Origin of the sequence: Variovorax dokdonensis, assembly GCF_030316895.1 — a bacterium.
GTDB lineage: Bacteria > Pseudomonadota > Gammaproteobacteria > Burkholderiales > Burkholderiaceae_C > Variovorax > Variovorax dokdonensis.
The window spans coordinates 185,956-207,176 of sequence record NZ_JASZYV010000001.1; the positions used below are offsets into that span (position 1 = coordinate 185,956).

The window sequence follows — 21,221 nt, forward strand, 5'->3', positions numbered from 1 at the left end:
CTCAGGACGAACAGACATGCTCAATCACCTCAAGGAACTCGACTACGGCACCCCGGCGCGTGAATCGGCGCAGGAGGTCACGCTGGAGATCGACGGCCAGCAGGTCACCGTGCCGGCCGGCACTTCGCTGATGCGCGCGGCGGTCGATGCGGGCATCCAGGTGCCCAAGCTTTGCGCCACCGACAGCCTGGAGCCTTTCGGTTCCTGCCGCCTGTGCCTGGTGGAGATCGAAGGGCGCCGCGGCTATCCCGCCTCATGCACCACGCCGGCCGAGCCCGGCATGAAGGTGCGGACCCAGTCGCCGGCTTTGCAGGACTTGCGCAAGGGCGTGATGGAGCTGTACATCTCCGATCACCCGCTCGATTGCCTGACCTGCTCGGCCAACGGCAATTGCGAACTGCAGGACATGGCGGGCGTCACTGGCTTGCGCAACGTGCGCTACGGCTTCGACGGCGCCAACCACTGCAAGAGCGAGAAGGACGAATCCAATCCGTACTTCACTTACGACCCGTCGAAGTGCATCGTGTGCAACCGATGCGTGCGCGCCTGCGAGGAGACCCAGGGCACCTTCGCGCTGACTATCAGTGGCCGCGGATTCGATTCGCGCGTGTCGCCCGGCCAGGACGAACCGTTCATGGAATCGGAATGCGTGAGCTGCGGCGCATGCGTCGAGGCTTGCCCGACCGCGACCCTGCAGGAAAAGTCGGTCATCTGGCTCGGCCAGCCCGAGCACAGCGTCATCACCACCTGCGCCTACTGCGGCGTGGGCTGCGCCTTCAAGGCCGAGATGAAGGGCAACGAAGTCGTGCGCATGACGCCCTGGAAGGACGGCAAGGCCAACGACGGCCATTCCTGCGTGAAGGGCAGGTTCGCCTGGGGCTATGCGACGCACCAGGACCGCATCCTCAAGCCGATGATCCGCGCGAAGATCACCGACCCCTGGCAGGAAGTGAGCTGGGAGACGGCCATCAACCACGCCGCCAGCGAGTTCAAGCGGCTGCAGGCCAAGTACGGGCGCGATTCGGTGGGCGGCATCACCTCGTCGCGGTGCACCAACGAAGAGGCGTATCTGGTGCAGAAGCTGGTGCGCGCGGCCTTCGGCAACAACAACGTCGACACCTGCGCCCGCGTGTGCCATTCCCCCACCGGCTATGGCCTGAAGCAGACCCTGGGCGAATCGGCCGGCACGCAGACCTTCAAGTCGGTCGAGAAGGCCGACGTGATCATGGTCATCGGCGCGAATCCGACCGACGGCCACCCCGTCTTCGCCTCGCGGATGAAGAAGCGCCTGCGCGAAGGCGCCAAGCTGATCGTGGTCGATCCGCGCCGGATCGATCTGGTGAAGTCGCCGCACATCCGCGCGCAGCACCACTTGCAACTGCGCCCGGGCACCAACGTGGCGATCATCAATGCGCTGGCGCACGTGGTCGTGACCGAGGGACTGGTGGACGAGCCGTTCGTGGCCGAGCGCTGCGAACCGGTGTCCTTTGAGCAGTGGCGGGAATTCGTCGCCAGGCCGGAGAACGCGCCGGAGGCGACCGAGGTGATGACTGGCGTGCCGGCCGCCGAACTGCGCGCCGCTGCCCGACTGTTCGCCACCGGCGGCAATGCGGCCATCTACTACGGACTCGGCGTGACCGAACACAGCCAGGGCTCGACCATGGTCATGGGCATTGCCAACCTGGCGATGGCCACCGGCAACGTCGGCCGCGAGGGCGTGGGCGTGAACCCGCTGCGTGGCCAGAACAACGTCCAGGGTTCCTGCGACATGGGTTCGTTCCCGCACGAACTGCCCGGCTATCGCCACGTTTCGGACAGCACCGCCCGCAGCCAGTTCGAAGCCGTCTGGAACGTCGAGATCAGCCCGGAGCCGGGCCTGCGCATTCCCAACATGTTCGATGCCGCGATCGGCGGCAGCTTCATGGGCATCTATTGCGAAGGCGAGGACATCGTCCAGTCCGACCCGAACACGCAGCACGTGGCGGCGGCGCTTTCTGCCATGGAATGCGTTGTGGTGCAGGACCTCTTCCTCAACGAGACGGCCAAGTACGCCCACGTCTTCCTGCCTGGCGCATCGTTCCTTGAAAAAGACGGCACCTTCACCAATGCCGAGCGCCGCATTTCCCGCGTGCGCAAGGTCATGCCGCCGAAGGCCGGCTACGCCGACTGGGAAGTCACCGTGATGCTGGCCAACGCCCTGGGCTACCCCATGGACTACGCCAACCCGGAACAGATCATGGACGAGATCGCCATGCTCACGCCCACCTTCACGGGGGTGAACTATCGCAAGCTCGACGAACTGGGCAGCATCCAGTGGCCCTGCAACGACAGCGCGCCGCAAGGCACCCCCACCATGCACATCGACGCCTTCGTGCGCGGCAAGGGGCGCTTCATCATCACGCAGTTCGTGGCGACCGACGAGAAGGTCACCAAGCGCTTTCCGCTCTTGCTCACCACCGGGCGCATCCTGTCGCAATACAACGTGGGCGCGCAGACGCGCCGCACCGAGAACAACCAGTGGCACAGCGAGGATCGGCTGGAGATCCATCCGCACGATGCCGAAGAACGCGGGGTGAAGGACGGCGACTGGGTGGGCATCCAGAGCCGCGCTGGCGAGACGGTGTTGCGCGCCCTGGTCTCCGAACGCATGCAGCCGGGCGTGGTCTACACGACCTTCCACTTTCCCGAGTCGGGCGCGAACGTGATCACCACCGACAACTCCGACTGGGCCACCAACTGCCCCGAGTACAAGGTGACGGCCGTTCAGGTGACACCGGTCATGCAGCCTTCGACCTGGCAGCGCGAGTACAGCCGGTTCAGCCAGGTGCAGCAGCAGTTGCTGGACGAGCGCCGCACCGCGGACGAAGCGGTTCCCGCCAAATGAGCGAGGCCATCATGCTCGATACATCACTGGATGCCGTGGCCTTCTGCGAAGGCGCCCGATCGTTGGCGGTGCGCGGCGTGCGCGCAGGCCGCGCCTTTGCCGTGCACGACTGGGTTGCCGACGAGGTGCCCGTCGCGCTCGAGTACAACGGCATCTCGCATGCCGTGATGCTCGCCACGCCGCTGGATCTGGAGGACTTCGCGCTGGGCTTTTCGCTCAGCGAAGGCATTCTGGGAGCCGCCCACGAGCTCTACGCGGTGGAAGAGGTTGTGTCCGAACTTGGGATCACCCTACGGCTTCAAGTGGCGTCCAGCGCGTTCGCTCGCTTGAAGGAGCGGCGCCGCTCGATGGCGGGCCGCACCGGCTGCGGCCTGTGCGGCACAGAGAGCCTGGCCCAGGTCGCGCGCGACCTGCCGGTGCTCACCGACCAGACGCCGCTCGAGCGCGAAGCCATCAGCCGCGCCATGTCGCAGTTCTTTTCGTTCCAGACGCTGCAGCAGGCCACGGGCGCGGTGCATGCGGCCGCCTGGTGCTCGGCACAGGGCGAGGTAATGTGGCTGCGCGAAGACGTGGGTCGCCACAACGCCTTGGACAAGCTCATCGGTGCGCTGGCGGCGCAGGACGTGGATGCCGCGAGCGGGTTCATTGCCGTCACCAGTCGCGCGAGTTTCGAGATGGTGCAAAAGACCGCCATGGCGGGCGTGCCGCTGTTGGCGGCCGTGTCTGCGCCAACGTCCTATGCCGTGGCCACCGCCCAGCGCGCACGCATGACGCTGGTGGGCTTTGCGCGCCAGCAGGACCTGGTCGTCTACTGCGACAGCGGGCGACTCACGCTCGAGCCTTCCCTGGACAACGCCCATGCACACTGAAAACCTAGTCCGGATGGCCAACCAGATCGGCACCTTCTTCGAAGCCATGCCCGACCGCGCCGTCGCACTCGAAGAGATGGCCCAGCACATCCGCAAGTTCTGGGAGCCGCGCATGCGCAAGCAATTGCTCGAGCATGTGGACCGCAGCGGCGACGGCTTGAACCAGATGGCGTCCGAGGCACTGGCGCGGCATCGGGGGCAACTGCTCTAGACCAAGCCGGCGCATTGGTGCGGCCAAGCCGCAATCGGTATGCTTGACCCATGCAAGCCACATCCGGTTTTCGCCGCGCCGGCATCGTCCTGCTGGCAGCCCTGCTGCTTGTCGCCGCCTGGACGCCCTGGCTCGACACCGAGGCACGCGCCGAAACACAGGCCGGCCTCACCCGCGCCCTGACCACCTTTGCCGGTGCGCGTGCTCTGGGCGCCGCGCTTTCCGTCGCCGAGGGAACCGAACTCAGCCTGGAGCCGCTGGGCATCGGCGTGACGCTGGCACCCGGCCAGGCACTGCGGCCCATCAACGAACTGGTCGACAAGTTCGCCGATGTGATGCTGGTGGCCAGCGTAGCGTTCGGCGTGCAGCTGCTGGCGCTCAAGATCGGCGGGCATGTGGCGGTGTCGGTGTTTCTGACGGTCGCTTTGCTGGCGTGGCTGGTGCTGGCCTGGCGCGGACCGGGCACGCGCGCGGGGCGCTGGATGCAGCCCTTGCTCCTGCTGGTGCTGCTGGTGCGCTTTGCCGTGCCGGTGGCCGCAGTGGCCAACGAGGCGATCTACCGCGTGTTCCTGCACCAGGAATACGACGCCGCCTATGCCACGCTGCAGTCCTCGGTGTCGCAGGTGCCGGGCAACCTGTCGCAGCCGCCGGCCGGAGAAGGCGGGGTGATGGACCGTTTGCGCGCGTTGCAAGGCAAGTTCGACGAGATCCAGGCGGGCTACAAGAAGCTGCTCGAACAGGCCGGGCAATGGAGCGACCGGATCGTCCGGCTCATCGCCATCTTCGTGCTGCAGACCGTGCTGCTGCCATTGCTGTTCCTTTGGATGTCGTGGCGGCTGGCCAGGGCGCTGGTGATGGCGCCTTGGCGCGTGGCGCGCGAGGGTTGAGCGCCGCGGCAGCACACACCCGCCAGCACTAGCGAAGCGTCTGCAGGTAGGCCGCGATGTCGAGCGCGTCTTGCGGGGTGACGCCCATCTCGGGCATGGCGGTTCCGGGCTTCACCTGCTGCGTGTGCATGAGCCATTGCGCCATGTTCTCGGGCGTGTTGTCGAGCACGCCGGCAATGCGCGTGCGCCGGCCCATTTGACCAAGCGGGGGGCCGACCTGCGGTGATGAACTCGCAGCGCCCGGCACGGTGTGGCAGGCGATGCACGCATATTGCGACAAGGCGGCGCGGCCGAGCTCCACGTCTGCTGGCCGACTGGCGGGCGCCATCGACGGCCCGCATGCCGCCGGGCGGGCGTTCGAGGAGGCCGCTGCGGAAGACGACGCCACCGTCCAGCTGTTGCCTGCCATCTGCGCATAGGCAGCCGGCGACAGGCGCGGCAGGTGATCGAGAAAGGCCACCAGCGACCACAGGTCGTCGTCGGTCAGACGATGCTGCCAGGCGGGCATTCCGCTCATCCGGATCCCATGGCGGGTGATCCAGTAGAGCTCGCGCGGCTCCCACTTCCGTGCTGCATCGACCAGCGGACCGGGCAGCGGCTGCATGCTCATGCCGATGTCGCCCTGGGCCACGCCGGGCCCGCCGTGGCATTGAACGCATTTGGCCTGGTAGCAGCGCGCACCGCGTGCGACGAAATCGGGATCATCCAGCGCCGGTGCCTCGATGTCCTTCGCACGCCAGCGCACCGATCGATGCATGGCCGTTTCGAGCACGCCGTAGACGGTCTGCCAGTGAGACTGAGTCGCTGCCACGTTGTAGAAGCCGCCCCAAATGACCGCGCCCGCGGCCAGGGCGGCAGCGAGTGCTGTGCCGGCCAGGGTTAGGCCCACCGTGCGGAGCGTGCTCATTTGCGCGAAATTGTCCTACGCGCATTGCAGCCCATCGTGTCGGCCAAAGCCGATGCAACGCTTCCGACAATGGCCGGCATGAGCAGGCGACTTATTCCATCCTCGCCAGCGACGAACTGGCGCGCCTGCATGCTGACGCTGGCCGGTGCCTGGCTGATCGATGCGGCAGGCCCCGTCGCGGCCGAATCAACGGGGCATGCGGAGCATCCGCGTTCCACCGAGGCCGGCCGGACGCTGCTCGCGCAGTACCAGTGCGGCAGCTGCCACACGATCCCGGGCGTTGCCGGCGCGCAAGGCATTGCCGCCGGAACGCTGGAGGGATTCGGGCGGCGCAGCTACATCGCAGGCCGCCTGGCCAATATCCCGGATGCGCTGGCGGCCTGGATCGTCGCACCGCAGTCCTTGGTCCCGGGCACGGCGATGCCGGCCATGGGCGTGTCGCAAGCCGATGCGCAACTCATGGCGGCCTACCTGATGACGCTGCGATGAGCGAGGCCGGCGACGCCAATCCGCTGCGTCCGTTGCAGTCGGCACTGCATCCCGCAGGCCCCTCGGCGCAGGGTGCTTTCGAGGTGACGCTCGTCCTGGCCATCGGTGCAGGCGTGCTGCTCTTGTTCCTGATGCTCCTCCTGGCCTGGTCGCTGCGCGGCCCGCGCGTTGTGAGGGCGCGCTGGTGGCTTTGGGGCGGAGGACTGGCGCTGCCCATCGGCGTGCTGGGTGCGCTCTTCATCTACAGCGAGCGCCATCGCCCCGTTTGGCGCCCGGTGCCGCCGCCCGATGCGCTGGTCGTCTCCGTCACCGGCCACATGTGGTGGTGGGATGTGCGCTACGAAGACCGGCGCGCGGGCCTGAGCTTTCGCACCGCGAACGAACTGCGGCTGCCCGCCGGACGCCCGGTCTACCTGGCACTGTCGAGCCGCGACGTGATCCACAGCTTCTGGGTGCCGGCCCTGGCCGGCAAGATGGACATGGTGCCCGGACGCATGCAGCACCTGCTGGTGCAAGCCGACTCGCCCGGCCGATGGCGCGGCCAATGCGCCGAGTTCTGCGGTGCGCAGCATGCGCGCATGTCGATCGACGCCGTCGCGCTGTCTGCGCAGGATTTCGAGGCTTGGGCGCGCCGCCAGATGCAGCCCGCAGCGCCGTCTCCGCCTGCATCTGGCAACGCGCGAGTGAGCGCCGGGCGCGAAGCCTTCCTGTCGCACCGATGCGATGCCTGCCATGCCGTGCGCGGCCTGACCGCCGAGGGCGCGGACGGCGGGCGCGGCCCTGACCTGACCCATGTCGGTGGTAGGTTGTCCCTCGGCGCGGCAACGCTGGCCAACTCCGAACAAGGCCTGCGTGACTGGGTGGCCCACACGCAGGCCCTGAAGCCCGGCGTGCAGATGCCGGCCGGCGATGCCCGATTGCCGGCGCAAGCCATCGACGACATCGCGGCCTGGCTGGCGGTACTGCAGTAGATGCCACACGACGACGCAAGCCAGTTGCCCAGTTCGCTGCCGCGTCCCGAGGGCGAGCGCGAGGCGCTCGAACGCGCATGGGCCGCGCCGCGCGGCTGGCGAATGCTGAGCGCGGTCAACAACACGCACATCGGCGCCTTCTACATCGTCACGGCGATGGTCTTCTTCGTGCTCGGCGGGGTGCTGGCGCTGCTGATGCGAACCCAGCTGGCCGTGCCCGAAGCGGGTCTGGTCGATGCCGGCACCTACAACCAGCTCTTCACCATGCACGGCACGGTGATGATGTTCCTGTTCGCGGTGCCGATCGTCGAGGCGATCGCGGTCTACCTGCTGCCCTCGATGCTGGGCGCTCGCGACTTGCCGTTTCCGCGCCTGTCGGCCTACGCCTTCTGGGCCTATGCCATCGGCGGACTGGCCTTCTTCTGCACGGTGTTCTTCGGCGCCGCGCCCGACGGCGGCTGGTTCATGTATCCGCCGCTCACCGGCAAGCAGTATTCGCCGGGCGTCGGGGCGGACTTCTGGCTGCTGGGCATTGGCTTCATCGAGATATCGGCCATTGCCGGCGCCATCGAGTTGATCATCGGCATCCTCTTCACCCGCGCGCCGGGCATGACGCTTGCGCGCATGCCGATCTTCGCCTGGGCCGTGCTAGTGGCGGCGCTGATGATCGTGTTCGCGTTTCCGGCAGTCATCGCGGCCACCACGCTGCTGGAGTTGGAGCGTGCGTTCGACTGGCCCTTCTTCTTGCCCGCCCGCGGCGGTGATCCGCTGCTGTGGCAGCACCTGTTCTGGTTCTTCGGCCATCCGGAGGTCTACATCATCTTCCTGCCGGCGGCGGGCATGGTCTCGATGCTGGTCATCGCGATGGCGGGCGTGCCGCTGGTGGGCCATCGTGCGGTGGTGGCGGCGCTTGCGGGCGTCGGCGTGATCAGTTTCCTGCTGTGGATTCACCACATGTTCGCCTCGGGCGTCGGGATCACGGCCCTGGTGCTTACCTCGCTGGCCAGCTTCGCGGTCGCGGTGCCCAGTGTCCTGCAGGTGTTCGCCTGGCTGGCCACCTTCTGGCGCGGCCGGGTGCGCATCGCCGCACCGACGCTGTTCCTGCTGGGCTTCTTCTTCATCTTCGTGCTGGGCGGGCTGACTGGCGTGATGGTCGCGGTGCTGCCCTTCGACTGGCAGGCCCACGACAGCTACTTCATCGTGGCCCACCTGCACTACGTGCTGATCGGCGGCATGGTCTTCCCGGTGTTCGCGGCCCTCTATTACTGGCTGCCGCTCTTCAATGGCTGGCAGTTCTCGGAACGCCTGGCGCGCTGGGTCTTCGGGCTGATGTTCGGCGGCTTCAACCTTGCGTTCTTCCCGATGCACGTGACCGGCCTGCTTGGCATGCCGCGCCGCGTCTACACCTATGGCGAAGACATGGGATGGAACGCACTGAACCTGCTGTCCACCATCGGCGCCTACGTCTTCGCGCTGGGGGTTCTGCTGTGGCTCGTGGATGCGGTGCGCGTGCTGCGTCGCCCCGAGCGAGAGCACGACGATCCATGGCGCGCCGGCACCCTCGAATGGCTGCCGCTGCGCGACTACGGCGTGCGCAGCATTCCGCAGGTCGATTCGACCGAGCCGTTGTGGTCGCGGCCCTCGCTGTCCGAGGAGGTGGAAGCCGGGCGCCACTGGCTGCCGGGCACGGTGTTCGGCGGCCGCGAGACGCTGGTCACCCGAATCGTCGACGCGCGGCCGGTGCAACTGCTTCGCCTCCCGGGCGACGGCTGGTCGCCTTTCCTGGCGGCGGTCGGAACGGCGGGCTTCTTCCTGTTGCTCACCGTGGGCTGGGTATTCACGGCATTTGCGTTCGGACTGGGTGCCGTTGCGGCCCTCGTCTACTGGCTCTGGGGGTCCGACCGTGCCGCACCGGCCGATGCGGCCACGGTGGCCGACGGCGTGACGTTGCCGGTGCTGCCCCTGGGGCGACGCTCTCATTCTTGGTGGGCGACGGCGCTGCTCGGCGTGGTGGACTTCGCCGTGCTTGCCTCCATGGCCTATGCCCACGTGCACCTGGCGATGCTGCTCGATGTCTGTCCGCCGCCCGGCGCTGCGCTTTCGCCGGTCGGTCAGGGCGCGGCCAACGTCTTGCTTCTGCTGGCCGGTTCGGTGTTGATGGAGTGGTCGGCACGGGCGCCGTTGCCGCAGCAGTCATCGGTCCAGCGGCCCCTGCGGCTGCGGGTGATGCTGGCGCTCGCGTGCGCCGCGGGCGCTTTCGCCGTCGCCTGGCAGGGCAACGCGCTCGCGGGGCTGAATCCGACGGCCGACGGCTGGAGCGCAAGCGTGGCGGCGCTGCTGGCTTACCAGGGCATGCACCTCGTCATCCTGCTGGTGCTGGGCGTCTACCTCATGGCCCGTTCCTGGGCTGGGCTGCTCGGTCCGCGTGCCCGGGCCACCTTGGACAACGTGGCGCTGTTCTGGCATGTGGCGACCGTGCAGGGCCTGGTGGGTGAGGCGGTGACGCGCATTCCGCCCTGGCTGGGTTGAAACGGGCTGCGCCACGCGACGTGCGAGGGCAGCGAATGTTCCACGCCGCCATGCCTTTGTCAAAGTGTCATTGGTGATGTCCCTTGGTCACTCCGAACATTGAGGTTGATGGGCCTCGGTACCAGGACTAGGATTCGCCGCTCTTGTTGTCGATCGGCTTCAACCAACCATCAAGGAGCGAGCAAGCATGGCCAAGGGCAAGCAATCCAAGAAACCCAACATCCTCGTCATGTGGGGGGACGACATCGGGCAGTCCAATCTGAGTTGTTACACCAAGGGGATGATGGGCTACCGCACGCCCAACATCGATCGCATCGCCAAGGAGGGGATGATCTTCACCGACTGCTATGCGGAGCAAAGCTGCACCGCGGGCCGCTCGTCGTTCATCACCGGGCAGTGCGGACTGCGCACGGGCCTGACCAAGGTGGGACTGCCTGGGGCCGAGCTCGGCCTGAAGGCCGAGGACATCACCATCGCGGAAGCGCTCAAGCCGCTGGGCTACCGCACGGGCCAGTTCGGCAAGAACCACCTGGGCGACCGCGACGAGCACCTGCCGACCATGCACGGCTTCGATGAGTTCTTCGGCAATCTCTATCACCTCAACGCCGAAGAAGAGCCCGAGGAAGTCGACTACCCGAACGAGAAGGACTTTCCCAACTTCAAGAAGAACTACGGTCCGCGCGGCGTGCTGCATTGCTGGGCCGACGGCAAGGGCGGCCAGAAGATCGAGAACACCGGCCCGCTCACCAAGAAGCGCATGGAAACCTGCGACGACGAATTCCTGGCGGCCGCCAAGAAGTTCATCAAGTCGGCGCACGAGTCGGGCGAACCCTTCTTCGTGTGGTTCAACACCTCGCACATGCACGCATGGACGCACGTCAAGCCGGAAAGCCGCGGCCAGTCGGGTCGCTGGCAGTCCGAATACCACGACGTGATGATCGACCACGACAAGTGCATCGGCGAACTGCTCGACCTGCTGGACGAACTGGGCATCGCCGATAACACCTTCGTCAAGTACAGCACCGACAACGGCCCGCACATGAACACCTGGCCGGATGCGGGTACCACGCCTTTCCGCAACGAGAAGAACTCGAGCTGGGAAGGTGCGTATCGCGTGCCGTGCATGGTGCGCTACCCCGGTCAGATCGAAGCGGGCTCTGAATCCAATGCCATCGTGAGCCACCTGGACTGGTTCCCCACCATCCTCGCGGCGGCAGGCGATACGGACATCAAGGAAAGGCTGAAGAAAGGCTGCAAGGTCGGCAGCAAGACCTTCAAGGTCCACCTGGACGGCCACAACCTGGTGCCTTACCTGACGGGCAAGGAAAAGGAGTGCCCGCGCAAGGGCTTCATCTACTTCACCGACGACGGCGACGTTGCTGCGCTGCGCTACGACAACTGGAAGATGCTGTTCATGGAACAGCGCGTGACCGGCACGCTCAAGATCTGGCAGGAGCCCTTCGTGGTGCTGCGAACGCCCTACATCTTCAACCTGCGGATGGACCCGTACGAGCGTGCGCAGATCACGTCCAACACCTTCTACGACTGGATGTTCCGGCACATCTACCTGCTCGTGCCCGCGCAGGCCGGCGTGGCTGAATTCCTGGCCACCTTCAAGGATTTCCCGCCACGCCAGAAGGCCGCGAGCTTCAGCCTGGATCAGGTGCTGGCCAAGATGACCGAGGCCTCCTCGGGCGGTGGCCACTGACGCTCATCCGGTCCCGGACCTCGGGACCGAACTGGCGCAGCAGCGCACTGCGCTGGCGGTCGAACGCAGCTTCCTGGCCTTCGAGCGCACGCTCATGGCCTGGCTGCGGACTTCGCTGTCGATGATCGGCTTCGGCTTCACGCTGGCGAAGTTCTTCGCCTACCTCGAGACCCAGCACGGAACCCCTGTCGTGGGTGCGGCCGGACGCACCTGGGCCTCGGACACGGTGGGCCTTTCGATGATCGCCATCGGCACGGTGGCGATGGTGTTGGCGGTGATCCAGCACCACCGCCGGGTTCGCGCCCTGCGCGAATTCGGCCTGGTCAAGCAGTGGAACCTGGCGCTGTGGATCTCGACCCTGGTGGCCGCCTTGGGCGTGCTGGCGTTCTGGAGCCTGGTGGTGCGGTAGCGCCGGCGCGCCCCGCTTTTCGTCGCTTCGGACGATGTTCGCCGCGCGGTGCGATTCCTAGACTGGGGCCCGCCATCCATGGCACCCATCTGGAGACGAACGCCGTGAAACTCGATTCAAGCATCTCCGCCGTCGTCACCGGCGGTGCTTCCGGCCTGGGCGCCGCCACGGCGCGCCGGCTGGCCGCGCAGGGCGTCAAGGTGGCGCTGTTCGACCTCAATGCCGAGCAGGGCGAAGCACTGGCCAAGGAGCTGGGCGGCGTCTTCTGCCAGGTCGATGTGACCAGCGAGGCGCAGGTGGATGCCGGCTTCTCGAAGGCGCGTGCGGCGCACGGTCAGGAGCGCATCCTGGTCAACTGCGCCGGCACCGGCACGGCCCTCAAGACCGCCAGCCGCGACAAGGCCACTGGCGAGATCCGCCACCATCCGCTGGTCAACTTCGACCGCATCATCCAGATCAACCTGGTCGGCACCTTCCGCTGCATCGCCAAATCCGCCGCCGGCATGCTGGCGCTGGAACCGCTGGCCGACGGCGAGCGCGGCGCGATCGTCAACACCGCGTCGGTGGCCGCGCAGGACGGGCAGATGGGCCAGGCCAGCTACTCGGCCAGCAAGGCAGGGATCGTCGGCATGACGCTGCCCATTGCCCGCGACCTGATGAGCGAGGGCATCCGCGTCAACACCATCCTGCCGGGCATCTTCGATACGCCCCTGCTGCAAGGCGCGCCCGACAAGGTCAAGGAAGCGCTTGCCGCTTCGGTGCCTTTTCCCAAGCGCCTGGGCAACCCCGGCGAGTTCGCCCACTTGGCCGAGACGATGCTGACCAACGGCTACTTCAACGGCGAATGCGTGCGCCTGGACGGCGCCATTCGCATGGCGCCGCGCTGAGCCTCGCGCGGCCCGCCGCCGAGGCGAACGTCGCGACACAAAAATCGTCAGTTCGGACGACTCGGCGCGCGGGCGCGAGGCACAGAATGAAGGCATCTCCAACCTCCTGCCGGATGCCTCGCCATGCCTGAAGCCTATATCGTCTCCGCTGTTCGAACCGCTGGAGGGCGCCGTGGCGGCCGCCTGTCCGGATGGCATCCGGTCGAGATGGCCGCCCGCGTGCTCGATGAACTGGTCAGCCGTGTCGATGCCGATCCGGCCCTGGTCGAAGACGTGATCCTGGGCTGCGTCGGTCAGGCGGGCGAGCAATCGAACAACGTGGCGCGCAATGCGGTCCTGGCCTCCGGCCTGCCCGAGTCGGTGCCCGGCACGTCCATCGACCGCCAGTGCGGCTCGTCGCAGCAGGCGGTGCATTTCGCGGCGCAGGCCGTGATGTCGGGCACGATGGACGTGGTGATTGCCGGCGGCGTCGAGTCGATGACGCGCGTGCCCATGGGCAGCCCGTCCATCCTGGCCAGCAAGGCCGGCATGGGCTACTACCAGAGCGAATCCATCAACCGGCGCTACGACAACGTGGTGTTCAGCCAGTTCATGGGGGCGGAGATGATCGCGAAGAAGTACGGCTTCTCGCGCGAAGACCTGGACCGCTACGCGCTTCAGAGCCACCAGCGTGCCATTGCGGCCACGCGAGCCGGCGCCTTCGATGCCGAGATCCTGCCGCTCAAGGTTCGCAACGCCGAAGGCGTGGAGACGGACGACCTGCACAAGGTGGACGAAGGCATCCGCTTCGAAGCCACGCTCGAATCCATCGGCAGCGTGAAGCTGCTGGAGGAGAGCGGCGTCATCAGCGCCGCCAACGCCAGCCAGATCTGCGACGGCGCCACCGGCGTGATGATCGTCAACGAGCGCGGCCTGAAGGCCCTGGGCGCCAAGCCGCTGGCACGCATCCATCACATGACGGTGATCGGCCACGACCCGGTCATCATGCTCGAAGCCCCGCTGCCCGCCACCGAGCGTGCGCTGAAAAAGGCGGGCATGAAGCTGGACGACATCGACCTGTACGAAGTGAACGAGGCCTTCGCGCCGGTGCCGCTGGCCTGGCTCAAGGCCCTGGGTGGCGACAACGAGCGGCTCAACGTCAACGGCGGCGCCATCGCGCTGGGCCATCCGCTGGGCGGATCCGGCACCAAGCTCATGACGACGCTGGTCCATGCGCTAGGCGCGCGCGGCAAGCGCTATGGGCTGCAGACCATGTGCGAAGGCGGCGGCATGGCCAACGTCACCATCATCGAGCGCCTGTGATGCAAGCCGAAGACCCCGTCCTGCTCGAGCGCCACGGTGAAGTCGCGCTGCTCAGCCTGAACGTGCCGCAGCGGCTGAACCCGATTCAGCTGGGGCTGCAGAAGCGCCTGCGCGAACACCTGGCCAACCTGCGCGAAGACCGCTCGGTGCGCGCGCTGGTGATCACCGGCGAAGGCAAGGCTTTCTGCGTGGGCGCCGACCTGAGCGACGTGGGGCCACCCGAAGGCCAGAGCATCGGCCAGGCCATGGCCGATACGATGGAAGCGGTCACCAATCGCATGGTCGAGGACCTGCAGACGCTGCCTTTTCCGGTGGTGAGCGCGGTCAACGGACCGTGCGCCGGCGCCGGTGTGGGATTGGCGCTGGCGGCGGATGTGGTGGTGGCCGCACGCTCGGCCTACTTCTACCTGCCCTTCATGCCACGCCTTGGCATCGTGCCGGACGTGGGCTGCACCTGGTTTCTGGAACGCGCCGTCGGACGCGCGCGGGCCGTGGCCATGTCGCTGCTCGATGAACGGTTGGAGGCCGAGCGGGCTCAGCAATGGGGCCTGGTCTGGAAGGTTTCGGAAGACGCCGAACTGCGCGCCGACGCGCTCGCCCTGGCGCAGCGCCTGGCACGCCTGCCCGCGCACGCGGCGCAGGAGATCCGCAGCATCTACAAGCTGGCGGGCGAGCAGGACCTGCTGGCGCAGTTGCACACCGAAGCCGAACGACAGCGCGTGCTGCTGGACCGGCCGAGCTTCAAGGAAGGGGTCGATGCGTTCATGAACAAGCGGGCGCCGACGTTTCCGTCGCGATAGATCGCGCGGGCCGCGGTGACGGGCTCATCAAGCGCCCTGTTGCCGCGCCCGATGCACATCCGCCACCGGATGCACCCGCTGAATGGGCGCGCGCTGCACGTCGCGACGGGCAACGGCGGCCACTTCGCGCATCAGGGCGCGCGCGTCCCAATCGGTCGGCCAGCCCTTCCACAGGCGCATGCTGCCGTTGACGAAGACGGCGGAGATCTGGTCGCGATTGCCAAAGCGCACCAGTTCCCAGCTCAGATCCCAGCTGGGCATGAACTCCGGCACGTCGAGGTCCACCAGCAGGAAGTCGGCCGCCAACCCGGTGGTGATCGCTCCGGTGACGGTGCCCAGGCCGGCCGCGGATGCGCCCAGGTGCGTGGCATGGTCCAGCCACAGCCAGCCGCCGCCGCAGGACGAATCGCCGTTGGCCAGGCCATGCGTCAGTCGCTGCGTGGCTTCGGCGGCGTCCATCAGCCGGAAGCCATCGGCCCGCGTGCCGTCCGTGCCGAGCCCGAAAGGAACGCCCAGCATGCCGAGAAGACCGGCATCGAGCACGGCGTTGCCTTTCCATGCGCTGGCGACTGGGTTGTAGGCCACGGCGGCGCCGCTGTCGCGCAGGAGGCCGATCTCGCGCGGCGTGAGCAGCGTGGCGTGGGCGAGCAATGCGGATTCGTTGAGCGCGCCGCAAGCATGAAGCAGCTCGAGCGGCCGCAGGCCGCGTGCCACCAGCGAGCGCTCGACGGCGGCCAGATGCTCGTTCACATGGGTCTGGAAGCGCCTGCCGCTTTCGCGGGTGAGGGCAGCGACGTCGCGCAGCATGCGGTCGGTCGCGGCCTCGGGGATCGAGATGGCGAGCGAGGGGTGCACGAGCGGATCGTGCTCGAGTCGCGAGATGAATCCGGCGGCGCCGTCCAGAATGCGCCGGGCCGCGGCCTCGTCGCCCTCGATCGCCGCATCGTTGCAGATCATGCCGAGCACGCAGCGGATGCCTGCGTCGCGCGCGGCCGAAGCCACGCCCTCCAGCCCGGCTTCGGAGCGGGTACCTGCATCGACCACGGTGGTGAAGCCGCCGCGCAGGGACTCGAACGCCGAGAGCTTGGCCGACAGGTAGGCGGCATCGGCATCGAGCACCTGTTCCATCGGCACCCAGATGCGACGGAAGATTTCCGAAGGCTCACCGAAGGCCAGCGCCTTGCCGAAGGATTGCGTCAGGTGCGTGTGCGTGTCGATCAGCCCGGGCATCAGCAGGTGCTTCGCCAACACCACCGGCTGGAGTCCGGGATGCGCTGCCTGGACCTCCTGCAACGGACCCACGGCGGCAAAGCGTCCGTCTTGGACCAGCACGGCCATGTCTGGGTGAGGGCCGTCGGGCAGCATCAGCCATTCGGGGGCCAGCAGCATCGGGCCGGTCGTATGGAAAGAGTCGCGGGAAATCATTGTTGAAGCTCCGAGGGCAGTTCAGGTCAGCAGCAGCCAGGTGAACCAGAGGCCTACGCCGAGCAGCAGCGCGGACACCAGGCGTTGGAGTTGACGCGTGTCGAGCCGCATCGCCGCGCGTTGGCCGAGCAGCGAGCCAGCCAGCATCAACGCGCCGCACATCAGGGCCAGCCGCGGTTCGAGTCGGCCTTCGAAGGCATGGACGGCACTGGCCGCGATGGCGACCGGCAACTGGATGGCCTGCGCCGCGACCACCGCGAAGAGCACAGGTTGTCGAAGCAGCATCAGCAGCGGCAGCACCAGCACAGGGCCGCCGGTGCCGGTGAGGGCGGAGCCCACGCCGACCAGCGCGCCCACCACGAGCAATGCAAGCGGCGGCAATGGTTCGGCAGCGATGTGTGGCGCATTCGCGCGACTGGTCCGCAGGCCGCGCCACCCAGAGAACAGCACCAGCGCCGTCACGCCCGCCATCAGTGCCGCACCCGGCAGCCAGCGAACCAGGAACGCACCGCACGCACTGCCCGCGAGCGCGCCCGCCAGCAGCGGCAGGCAACGCGCGGCCAACTCGGGTTGTCGCAGCAATGGGCGAAGCACCACCAAGGCCGGCAACGCAAAGCCCAGCGAAGCGGCTGCAATCGCCTGCGGCAGCGGCACGCCGCCAAGACTCGTGAGCAGCGGCACCAGCAGCACACCGCCGATGCCGGTGGCGCCGATGAGCGCGCCGGCCAGCACGACGCCGGGCAGCACGATCCAGGCACCGGTGAGCATCCAGGGCATGCGGTTTCCTGCCTGTGCCTATTCGACCTTGATGCCGGCGGCCTGAACCACGCCGGCGACGGCTTTGCGCTCCTTGGCCAGGTATTCGGCGAAGGCGGGGCCGGCAATGACGTTCGGCTTGACGGCCACTTCGCCCAGCTTGCGGGCGATGTCCGGATCCTTGGCCACGGCTTCCAGTGCGGCCACCCAGGCGGCGATCACCGGCTGCGGTGTGCCCGCGGGTGCCAGCACGCCCAGCCACGAATCCATCTCGAAGCCCTTGAGCTCGGGCGTTTCGCCCAGCGTCGGAATGTTGGGCGCCGAAGGCGAGCGCACGGTCGAGGTCACGCCATAGGCCTTGACCTTGCCATCCCTGATGAAGGGCTGTGCGAGCGTGAGCGGCAGCACCGCCAGATCGACCTGGCCACCGGCCACGTCGGTCAGCACCTGCGGCCCCGACTTGTAAGGCACGTGCACGATGTCGATGCCGGCACGCTGCTTGAACATCTCCGCCGTGACGTGCAGCGACGTGCCCACCCCATCGGTGCCGAAGTTGAGCTTGCCCGGCTGCTGCTTGGCCAGCTTGATCAGCTCGGCCGTGGTGTTGGCCGTCAACTGCGAGTTGCCGATCAGAACGAACGGTGCAGTGCCGATGGTGGCGACGGGGATGAAGTCCTTGAAGGTATCGTAGCGCACCGCATTGGGCGCCACCAGCGGCGCGACGTTCAGCGGGCTGGCCACGGCGAAGAGCATCGTGTAGCCATCGGCCGGCGCGCGCGCCACCTTCTGGGTGCCGATGGTGCCGGCAGCGCCAGCGACGTTCTCGATCACCACCGGCTGCTTGAGCACTTCGCCCAGCTTGGTGTTGATCTGGCGCGCGGTGGCATCGACGCCGCCACCAGCGGCAAACGGCACAATCAGGCTGATCGGCTTGGCGGGATAGCCTTGGGCGTGAGCGGCGCCAAGCGCGGCCCCCAGACAGACCGTGGCAACAAGAGAACGCAGGAGGGATCGGGCAGCAGGCATGGTCGTTTCCTTCAGAGCGATTGGAAGAACGAAAAAGCACCCAGACGGTGCGAGAATGTACTCGTTATGACAAGTTATAACAAGGCATGCAAGTGGCATGCCAGATGCCGTTGCGTGGCCGGCCATGTCTGAACTGCCGCAGTCGCTCCACGCGCAGTTGCGCGACGCCATCCGGGCGCGCATCCTCGACGGACGCTTGCCGCCAGGTGCCAAGCTGCCCTCCGAATCCGAGATGACGGCCGAGCATGGCGTGAGCCGCATCACCGTTCGGCAGGCGCTGGGCGCATTGCAGGCCGAAGGCTTGATCGTCAAGTTGCACGGTAAAGGTGCATTCGTGTCCCATCCCAGGGCGGCGCAGAGCCTGAACCGTCTGCAGGGGCTCAACGAGGCGCTGGCCCTGGACAAGCATGCCGTCAGCAGCAAGCGCCTGGCATGGCGCGAGATCAAGGCGCCGCCGGCCGTTGCCCGCCAACTGGACCTGGCAGCGGGCGAAACGGTCTATCACCTGCAGACCCTGCGCTACATGGACCGCGAGCCGCTGTCGGTCAACAACTCCTACCTGCCGCGCTTTCTGGGCGAGCGGGTGGCACGCGTCGATTTCTCGCAGCGCGACCTGATCGACGTGTTCGAGCACGAAGGCGGTATCGCGATCGGCGAGGCGCAGGTCGAGATCGGCGCCGGTGCGGCCCGCGCGCAGGATGCCAAGCTCTTGCAGATCGAACCAGGCACCGCCGTGCTGGAAGTCGAGCGGGTGCTGCACATGGCCCAGGGCGGGCCTGTGCATGTGGAACTGGCGGTCTACCGGGCCGACAACTTCAGGTACAGGCTCAACCTGCGACGTTGATGCGAGCCGCGAAAACGCTCAGGCGTCTTCGAGATAGTTGCCTGCGTCGAACACCACCGCAGGCGCATCGGGATCGAAGCTCACGCCGGCCGGATCGCCGCCCGCCTTCATGCATTCCAGCTGCTCTTTCAGGAAGCGGCGCAGCATGACGATGCCGCGGTCGGACGTGGCCAGGTGCTCTTCCGAGTGCAAGGCGATCGGACCCTGGCTCACCATGGCTTCGTAATCGCCCGGCATGCGCTGGTGTTCTTCCTCGGTGAGTTCTTCCCACAGCTTGCCGTTCATGCGCGAGCGCATGCGGGTGAGGTCTCCCTTCTCGCTGACGCGGCCGACAACGAAGATGCGAAAGCTGTGATCGTCGATCGGCAGGATCCAGCCGAGCGACTCGAGGCGGCCGTAGCGGCCGACCCGCGGGCTGGGAATCACCCTCAGCGTGGGAACGCCAGCCTGGCTGATGCGGCGGAACACCTTGCCATCAGGCATGCGGCGGATGGACGTGGTGCGTACGCCCAGCGGCACCCTGTCCCAGGTCACCTCGGGCATCTGTGCCATTGCATCGACGAACTGCGTGCCGCTGAAGCTCGAATGCAGGACCACCACGTGGAACGGGTCGACCAGATTCTCGTAGTGCTGCAGCCAGTTGCAGGGAATGACCTGCGGGCCGCCGCCGCCGATGCTGGCGTCGTTGGTCTCGATGATCTCTCCCTCGTCGAGGCGCTCCAGCGCGTCGTAGCGCGGCAGGATCGGCTTCTTCTCCGGCGGGCCCAGGTAGGCCCACACCAGGCCATAGAGCTCCTGGACCGGGTACCAAGGCTGGCGGATGCGTCCGCGGGCGCGGCCCATCTCGGGTTCGCAGGGCTGCTCCACGCAATGGCCTTCAACGTCGAACAGCCAGCCGTGGTAGCAGCAACGGATGCCCCGTTCCTCCACCTTGCCGTAGTAGAGCGACGCGCCCCGATGCGCGCAGTTGGGGTGGACAAGCCCGGGCCGGCCGCCCTTGTCACGAAACAGGATCAGGTCCTCGCCCAGCACGCGCACCTTGCGCGGCGTGTCGGTGGCGTCGCCGGCAAGACCGATCGGGTGCCAGTAGCGCCGCAGCAGTTCGCCCATGGGCGTGCCGGCGCCCACTTCGGTGAGCGCGGCGTTGTAGGTGCCGGGTTGGCGGCCATAGGCGGTACCGGTGTCGACGGCGATGGGGATCACCTTCTGCGCGGTGGCGGGGTTCATCGAAAGCTCCTCGGGGGTCGTGGGGTTCGTGGCGCTCACTGGGCAGTGACTCCTGCGGCCTTGATCAGCTCGGCCACGCGCGGGTAGTCGGCCTCATAGCTGGCCTTGAATTCGGCAGGCGTGCTGCCAAGCGGCTCGAAGCCGTAGTTGATGAGCTTCTCGCGCACCTCGGGCATGCGGGTGATGTCACGCAGGGCCTGCGTCCATTGCTCGATGATGGGCTGGGGCGTCTTGGCGGGGGCGTACACGCCGATCCAGCTGTCCAGGTCGAAGCCCGCAAAGCCTTGCTCGGCAAACGTGGGCACGTCGGGCATGGTGGACACGCGCCGGCTGCCGGCAATGCCCAGTGCCTTCATCCGACCGCCTTGCGACTGCGCGCGCGCCGTCGACGGGTTGGCCCAGGCAAAGTCGAGCACGCCGCCGATCATGTCGTTGTGCGCCGCGGACTCCGACTTGTAGGCCACGTGCGTGAGTTCGAGGTGGGCCTGGTGCTTGAGCAGTTCGCCCATCAAGTGCGCCTGCGAGCCGTTGCCCCAGGTGCCGTAGGTCATGCCCGGGTGCTTCTTCGCGTAGGCGACGAATTCCTTGACGTTGGAATAGGGCGCATCGGCGCGCGCCACCAGCATGGGGCCGCCGGTGGCGAGTTGGGAGATGGGCTCGAAGTCCTTGACCGGGTCGTAGGGCAGCTTGGACTGCAGGATCGCGTTGTTGATGTGCGTGAGCGGCAGGGTGAAGAGCACCGTGTGGCCGTCGGGCGCGGCCTTGGCGACCATGTCCGATGCCAGGATGCCGCTGGCGCCGGGCTTGGGCTCCACGATCACCGCCTGGCCCCAGCGCTGCTGCAGCTTCTCGCCATAGACGCGCGCGATGACGTCGATCGGCCCGCCTGCGGTACCGAACGGCACGATGCGGATCACCTTGCTCGGGAAACTGCCGGATGCCTGTTGCGCCAGGGCGCGCGGGGCCATCGGAAGTGCGGCCAGGGCCGCGATCGCGGCGCCGCCGCGCAGGACGTTGCGGCGCTGCGCGCGGAATGAGTCACCGTGCTTCGGGCGAGCGGGCATGTTTGTCTCCTTGGTCTTGTGGGTGC

19 protein-coding genes are annotated in these 21,221 nt (G+C 67.2%); 13 read left to right on the forward strand and 6 right to left on the reverse strand.

What is annotated here, in order from left to right; genetic code table 11:
* The first annotated feature begins 16 nt into the window (after positions 1-16).
* From fdhF to QTH91_RS00930, 4 genes are read left to right on the forward strand one after another with little or no spacing between them, the layout of a single operon-like run.
* Positions 17-2,884, forward strand: a complete 2,868-nt coding sequence (gene fdhF, locus QTH91_RS00915) for a formate dehydrogenase subunit alpha (RefSeq protein WP_286658155.1) — start codon at positions 17-19, stop codon at positions 2,882-2,884.
* On the forward strand, positions 2,881-3,753 hold the full coding sequence (fdhD, locus tag QTH91_RS00920) for a formate dehydrogenase accessory sulfurtransferase FdhD (RefSeq protein WP_390368676.1): 873 nt from the start codon (positions 2,881-2,883) through the stop codon (positions 3,751-3,753). Before fdhF ends, fdhD begins: the two co-directional genes overlap by 4 nt.
* Positions 3,743-3,964, forward strand: coding sequence for a formate dehydrogenase subunit delta (locus QTH91_RS00925; protein WP_286658156.1), 222 nt, complete (start codon positions 3,743-3,745; stop codon positions 3,962-3,964). Before fdhD ends, QTH91_RS00925 begins: the two co-directional genes overlap by 11 nt.
* 50 nt (positions 3,965-4,014) lie before the next feature.
* Positions 4,015-4,851 (forward strand): hypothetical protein, encoded by an 837-nt coding sequence (locus QTH91_RS00930; RefSeq protein WP_286658157.1) that lies wholly within the window; start codon positions 4,015-4,017, stop codon positions 4,849-4,851.
* Positions 4,852-4,879: 28 nt separating this feature from the next.
* Here the strand turns inward: QTH91_RS00930 and QTH91_RS00935 are convergent, their stop codons facing one another.
* Entirely contained in the window at positions 4,880-5,758 is an 879-nt protein-coding gene (locus tag QTH91_RS00935) for a c-type cytochrome (RefSeq protein WP_286658158.1), read from the reverse strand.
* A gap of 78 nt (positions 5,759-5,836) precedes the next feature.
* Here QTH91_RS00935 and QTH91_RS00940 point away from each other — a divergent pair, with 78 nt between their 5' ends.
* From QTH91_RS00940 to QTH91_RS00975, 8 genes are all read left to right on the forward strand, one after another.
* The gene (locus tag QTH91_RS00940; protein ID WP_286658159.1) at positions 5,837-6,247 is read left to right on the forward strand and encodes a c-type cytochrome; all 411 of its coding nucleotides are present in this window, start codon (positions 5,837-5,839) and stop codon (positions 6,245-6,247) included.
* Positions 6,244-7,218 carry a cytochrome c oxidase subunit II gene (locus QTH91_RS00945; RefSeq protein ID WP_286658160.1) on the forward strand — a complete coding sequence of 325 codons (975 nt, stop codon included), beginning with the start codon at positions 6,244-6,246 and terminating at the stop codon, positions 7,216-7,218. Before QTH91_RS00940 ends, QTH91_RS00945 begins: the two co-directional genes overlap by 4 nt.
* Positions 7,219-9,747 carry a cbb3-type cytochrome c oxidase subunit I gene (locus QTH91_RS00950; protein ID WP_286658161.1) on the forward strand — a complete coding sequence of 843 codons (2,529 nt, stop codon included), beginning with the start codon at positions 7,219-7,221 and terminating at the stop codon, positions 9,745-9,747.
* 187 nt (positions 9,748-9,934) lie between these two features.
* On the forward strand, positions 9,935-11,455 hold the full coding sequence (locus QTH91_RS00955; RefSeq protein ID WP_286658162.1) for an arylsulfatase: 1,521 nt from the start codon (positions 9,935-9,937) through the stop codon (positions 11,453-11,455).
* A complete protein-coding gene (locus tag QTH91_RS00960) occupies positions 11,445-11,864 on the forward strand; it encodes a YidH family protein (protein ID WP_286658163.1) in 420 nt (139 codons plus the stop codon). Before QTH91_RS00955 ends, QTH91_RS00960 begins: the two co-directional genes overlap by 11 nt.
* A 104-nt stretch (positions 11,865-11,968) precedes the next feature.
* Entirely contained in the window at positions 11,969-12,751 is a 783-nt protein-coding gene (locus QTH91_RS00965; RefSeq protein WP_286658164.1) for an SDR family NAD(P)-dependent oxidoreductase, read from the forward strand.
* 123 nt (positions 12,752-12,874) lie between these two features.
* Positions 12,875-14,053: an acetyl-CoA C-acetyltransferase gene (locus QTH91_RS00970; protein ID WP_286658165.1), complete on the forward strand. Its 1,179-nt coding sequence runs from the start codon at positions 12,875-12,877 to the stop codon at positions 14,051-14,053.
* Complete coding sequence (locus QTH91_RS00975) at positions 14,053-14,853, forward strand: enoyl-CoA hydratase-related protein (protein ID WP_286658166.1); 801 nt, start codon at positions 14,053-14,055, stop codon at positions 14,851-14,853. Before QTH91_RS00970 ends, QTH91_RS00975 begins: the two co-directional genes overlap by 1 nt.
* 27 nt (positions 14,854-14,880) lie before the next feature.
* On the opposite strand, the gene QTH91_RS00980 is transcribed toward QTH91_RS00975, so the two are convergent.
* From QTH91_RS00980 to QTH91_RS00990, 3 genes are read right to left on the reverse strand one after another with little or no spacing between them, the layout of a single operon-like run.
* Positions 14,881-16,278, reverse strand: a complete 1,398-nt coding sequence (locus tag QTH91_RS00980) for an amidohydrolase family protein (RefSeq protein ID WP_286658167.1) — start codon at positions 16,276-16,278, stop codon at positions 14,881-14,883.
* A gap of 21 nt (positions 16,279-16,299) precedes the next feature.
* Positions 16,300-17,055, reverse strand: a complete 756-nt coding sequence (locus tag QTH91_RS00985; RefSeq protein ID WP_286658168.1) for a sulfite exporter TauE/SafE family protein — start codon at positions 17,053-17,055, stop codon at positions 16,300-16,302.
* Positions 17,056-17,073: 18 nt separating this feature from the next.
* Complete coding sequence (locus QTH91_RS00990) at positions 17,074-18,060, reverse strand: Bug family tripartite tricarboxylate transporter substrate binding protein (RefSeq protein ID WP_286658169.1); 987 nt, start codon at positions 18,058-18,060, stop codon at positions 17,074-17,076.
* Between the two features lie 124 nt (positions 18,061-18,184).
* Between QTH91_RS00990 and QTH91_RS00995 the strand changes: the two genes are divergently transcribed.
* Positions 18,185-18,904 (forward strand): GntR family transcriptional regulator, encoded by a 720-nt coding sequence (locus QTH91_RS00995; protein ID WP_286658170.1) that lies wholly within the window; start codon positions 18,185-18,187, stop codon positions 18,902-18,904.
* Between the two features lie 18 nt (positions 18,905-18,922).
* Here the strand turns inward: QTH91_RS00995 and QTH91_RS01000 are convergent, their stop codons facing one another.
* Together QTH91_RS01000 and QTH91_RS01005 are read right to left on the reverse strand one after the other, a co-directional pair.
* Positions 18,923-20,131 carry an aromatic ring-hydroxylating dioxygenase subunit alpha gene (locus tag QTH91_RS01000; RefSeq protein ID WP_286658171.1) on the reverse strand — a complete coding sequence of 403 codons (1,209 nt, stop codon included), beginning with the start codon at positions 20,129-20,131 and terminating at the stop codon, positions 18,923-18,925.
* Between the two features lie 35 nt (positions 20,132-20,166).
* Positions 20,167-21,195: a Bug family tripartite tricarboxylate transporter substrate binding protein gene (locus QTH91_RS01005; protein ID WP_286658172.1), complete on the reverse strand. Its 1,029-nt coding sequence runs from the start codon at positions 21,193-21,195 to the stop codon at positions 20,167-20,169.
* Positions 21,196-21,221 lie beyond the last annotated feature (26 nt).

Bases quoted from the DNA above. Each gene is read 5' to 3' on its own strand.
- fdhF (WP_286658155.1), top strand. From the start codon at position 17: ATGCTCAATCACCTCAAGGAACTCGACTACGGCACCCCGGCGCGTGAA.
- fdhD (WP_390368676.1), top strand. From the start codon at position 2,881: ATGAGCGAGGCCATCATGCTCGATACATCACTGGATGCCGTGGCCTTC.
- QTH91_RS00925 (WP_286658156.1), top strand. From the start codon at position 3,743: ATGCACACTGAAAACCTAGTCCGGATGGCCAACCAGATCGGCACCTTC.
- QTH91_RS00930 (WP_286658157.1), top strand. From the start codon at position 4,015: ATGCAAGCCACATCCGGTTTTCGCCGCGCCGGCATCGTCCTGCTGGCA.
- QTH91_RS00935 (WP_286658158.1), bottom strand. From the start codon at position 5,758: ATGAGCACGCTCCGCACGGTGGGCCTAACCCTGGCCGGCACAGCACTC.
- QTH91_RS00940 (WP_286658159.1), top strand. From the start codon at position 5,837: ATGAGCAGGCGACTTATTCCATCCTCGCCAGCGACGAACTGGCGCGCC.
- QTH91_RS00945 (WP_286658160.1), top strand. From the start codon at position 6,244: ATGAGCGAGGCCGGCGACGCCAATCCGCTGCGTCCGTTGCAGTCGGCA.
- QTH91_RS00950 (WP_286658161.1), top strand. From the start codon at position 7,219: ATGCCACACGACGACGCAAGCCAGTTGCCCAGTTCGCTGCCGCGTCCC.
- QTH91_RS00955 (WP_286658162.1), top strand. From the start codon at position 9,935: ATGGCCAAGGGCAAGCAATCCAAGAAACCCAACATCCTCGTCATGTGG.
- QTH91_RS00970 (WP_286658165.1), top strand. From the start codon at position 12,875: ATGCCTGAAGCCTATATCGTCTCCGCTGTTCGAACCGCTGGAGGGCGC.
- QTH91_RS00975 (WP_286658166.1), top strand. From the start codon at position 14,053: ATGCAAGCCGAAGACCCCGTCCTGCTCGAGCGCCACGGTGAAGTCGCG.
- QTH91_RS00980 (WP_286658167.1), bottom strand. From the start codon at position 16,278: ATGATTTCCCGCGACTCTTTCCATACGACCGGCCCGATGCTGCTGGCC.
- QTH91_RS00985 (WP_286658168.1), bottom strand. From the start codon at position 17,055: ATGCCCTGGATGCTCACCGGTGCCTGGATCGTGCTGCCCGGCGTCGTG.
- QTH91_RS00990 (WP_286658169.1), bottom strand. From the start codon at position 18,060: ATGCCTGCTGCCCGATCCCTCCTGCGTTCTCTTGTTGCCACGGTCTGT.
- QTH91_RS00995 (WP_286658170.1), top strand. From the start codon at position 18,185: ATGTCTGAACTGCCGCAGTCGCTCCACGCGCAGTTGCGCGACGCCATC.
- QTH91_RS01000 (WP_286658171.1), bottom strand. From the start codon at position 20,131: ATGAACCCCGCCACCGCGCAGAAGGTGATCCCCATCGCCGTCGACACC.
- QTH91_RS01005 (WP_286658172.1), bottom strand. From the start codon at position 21,195: ATGCCCGCTCGCCCGAAGCACGGTGACTCATTCCGCGCGCAGCGCCGC.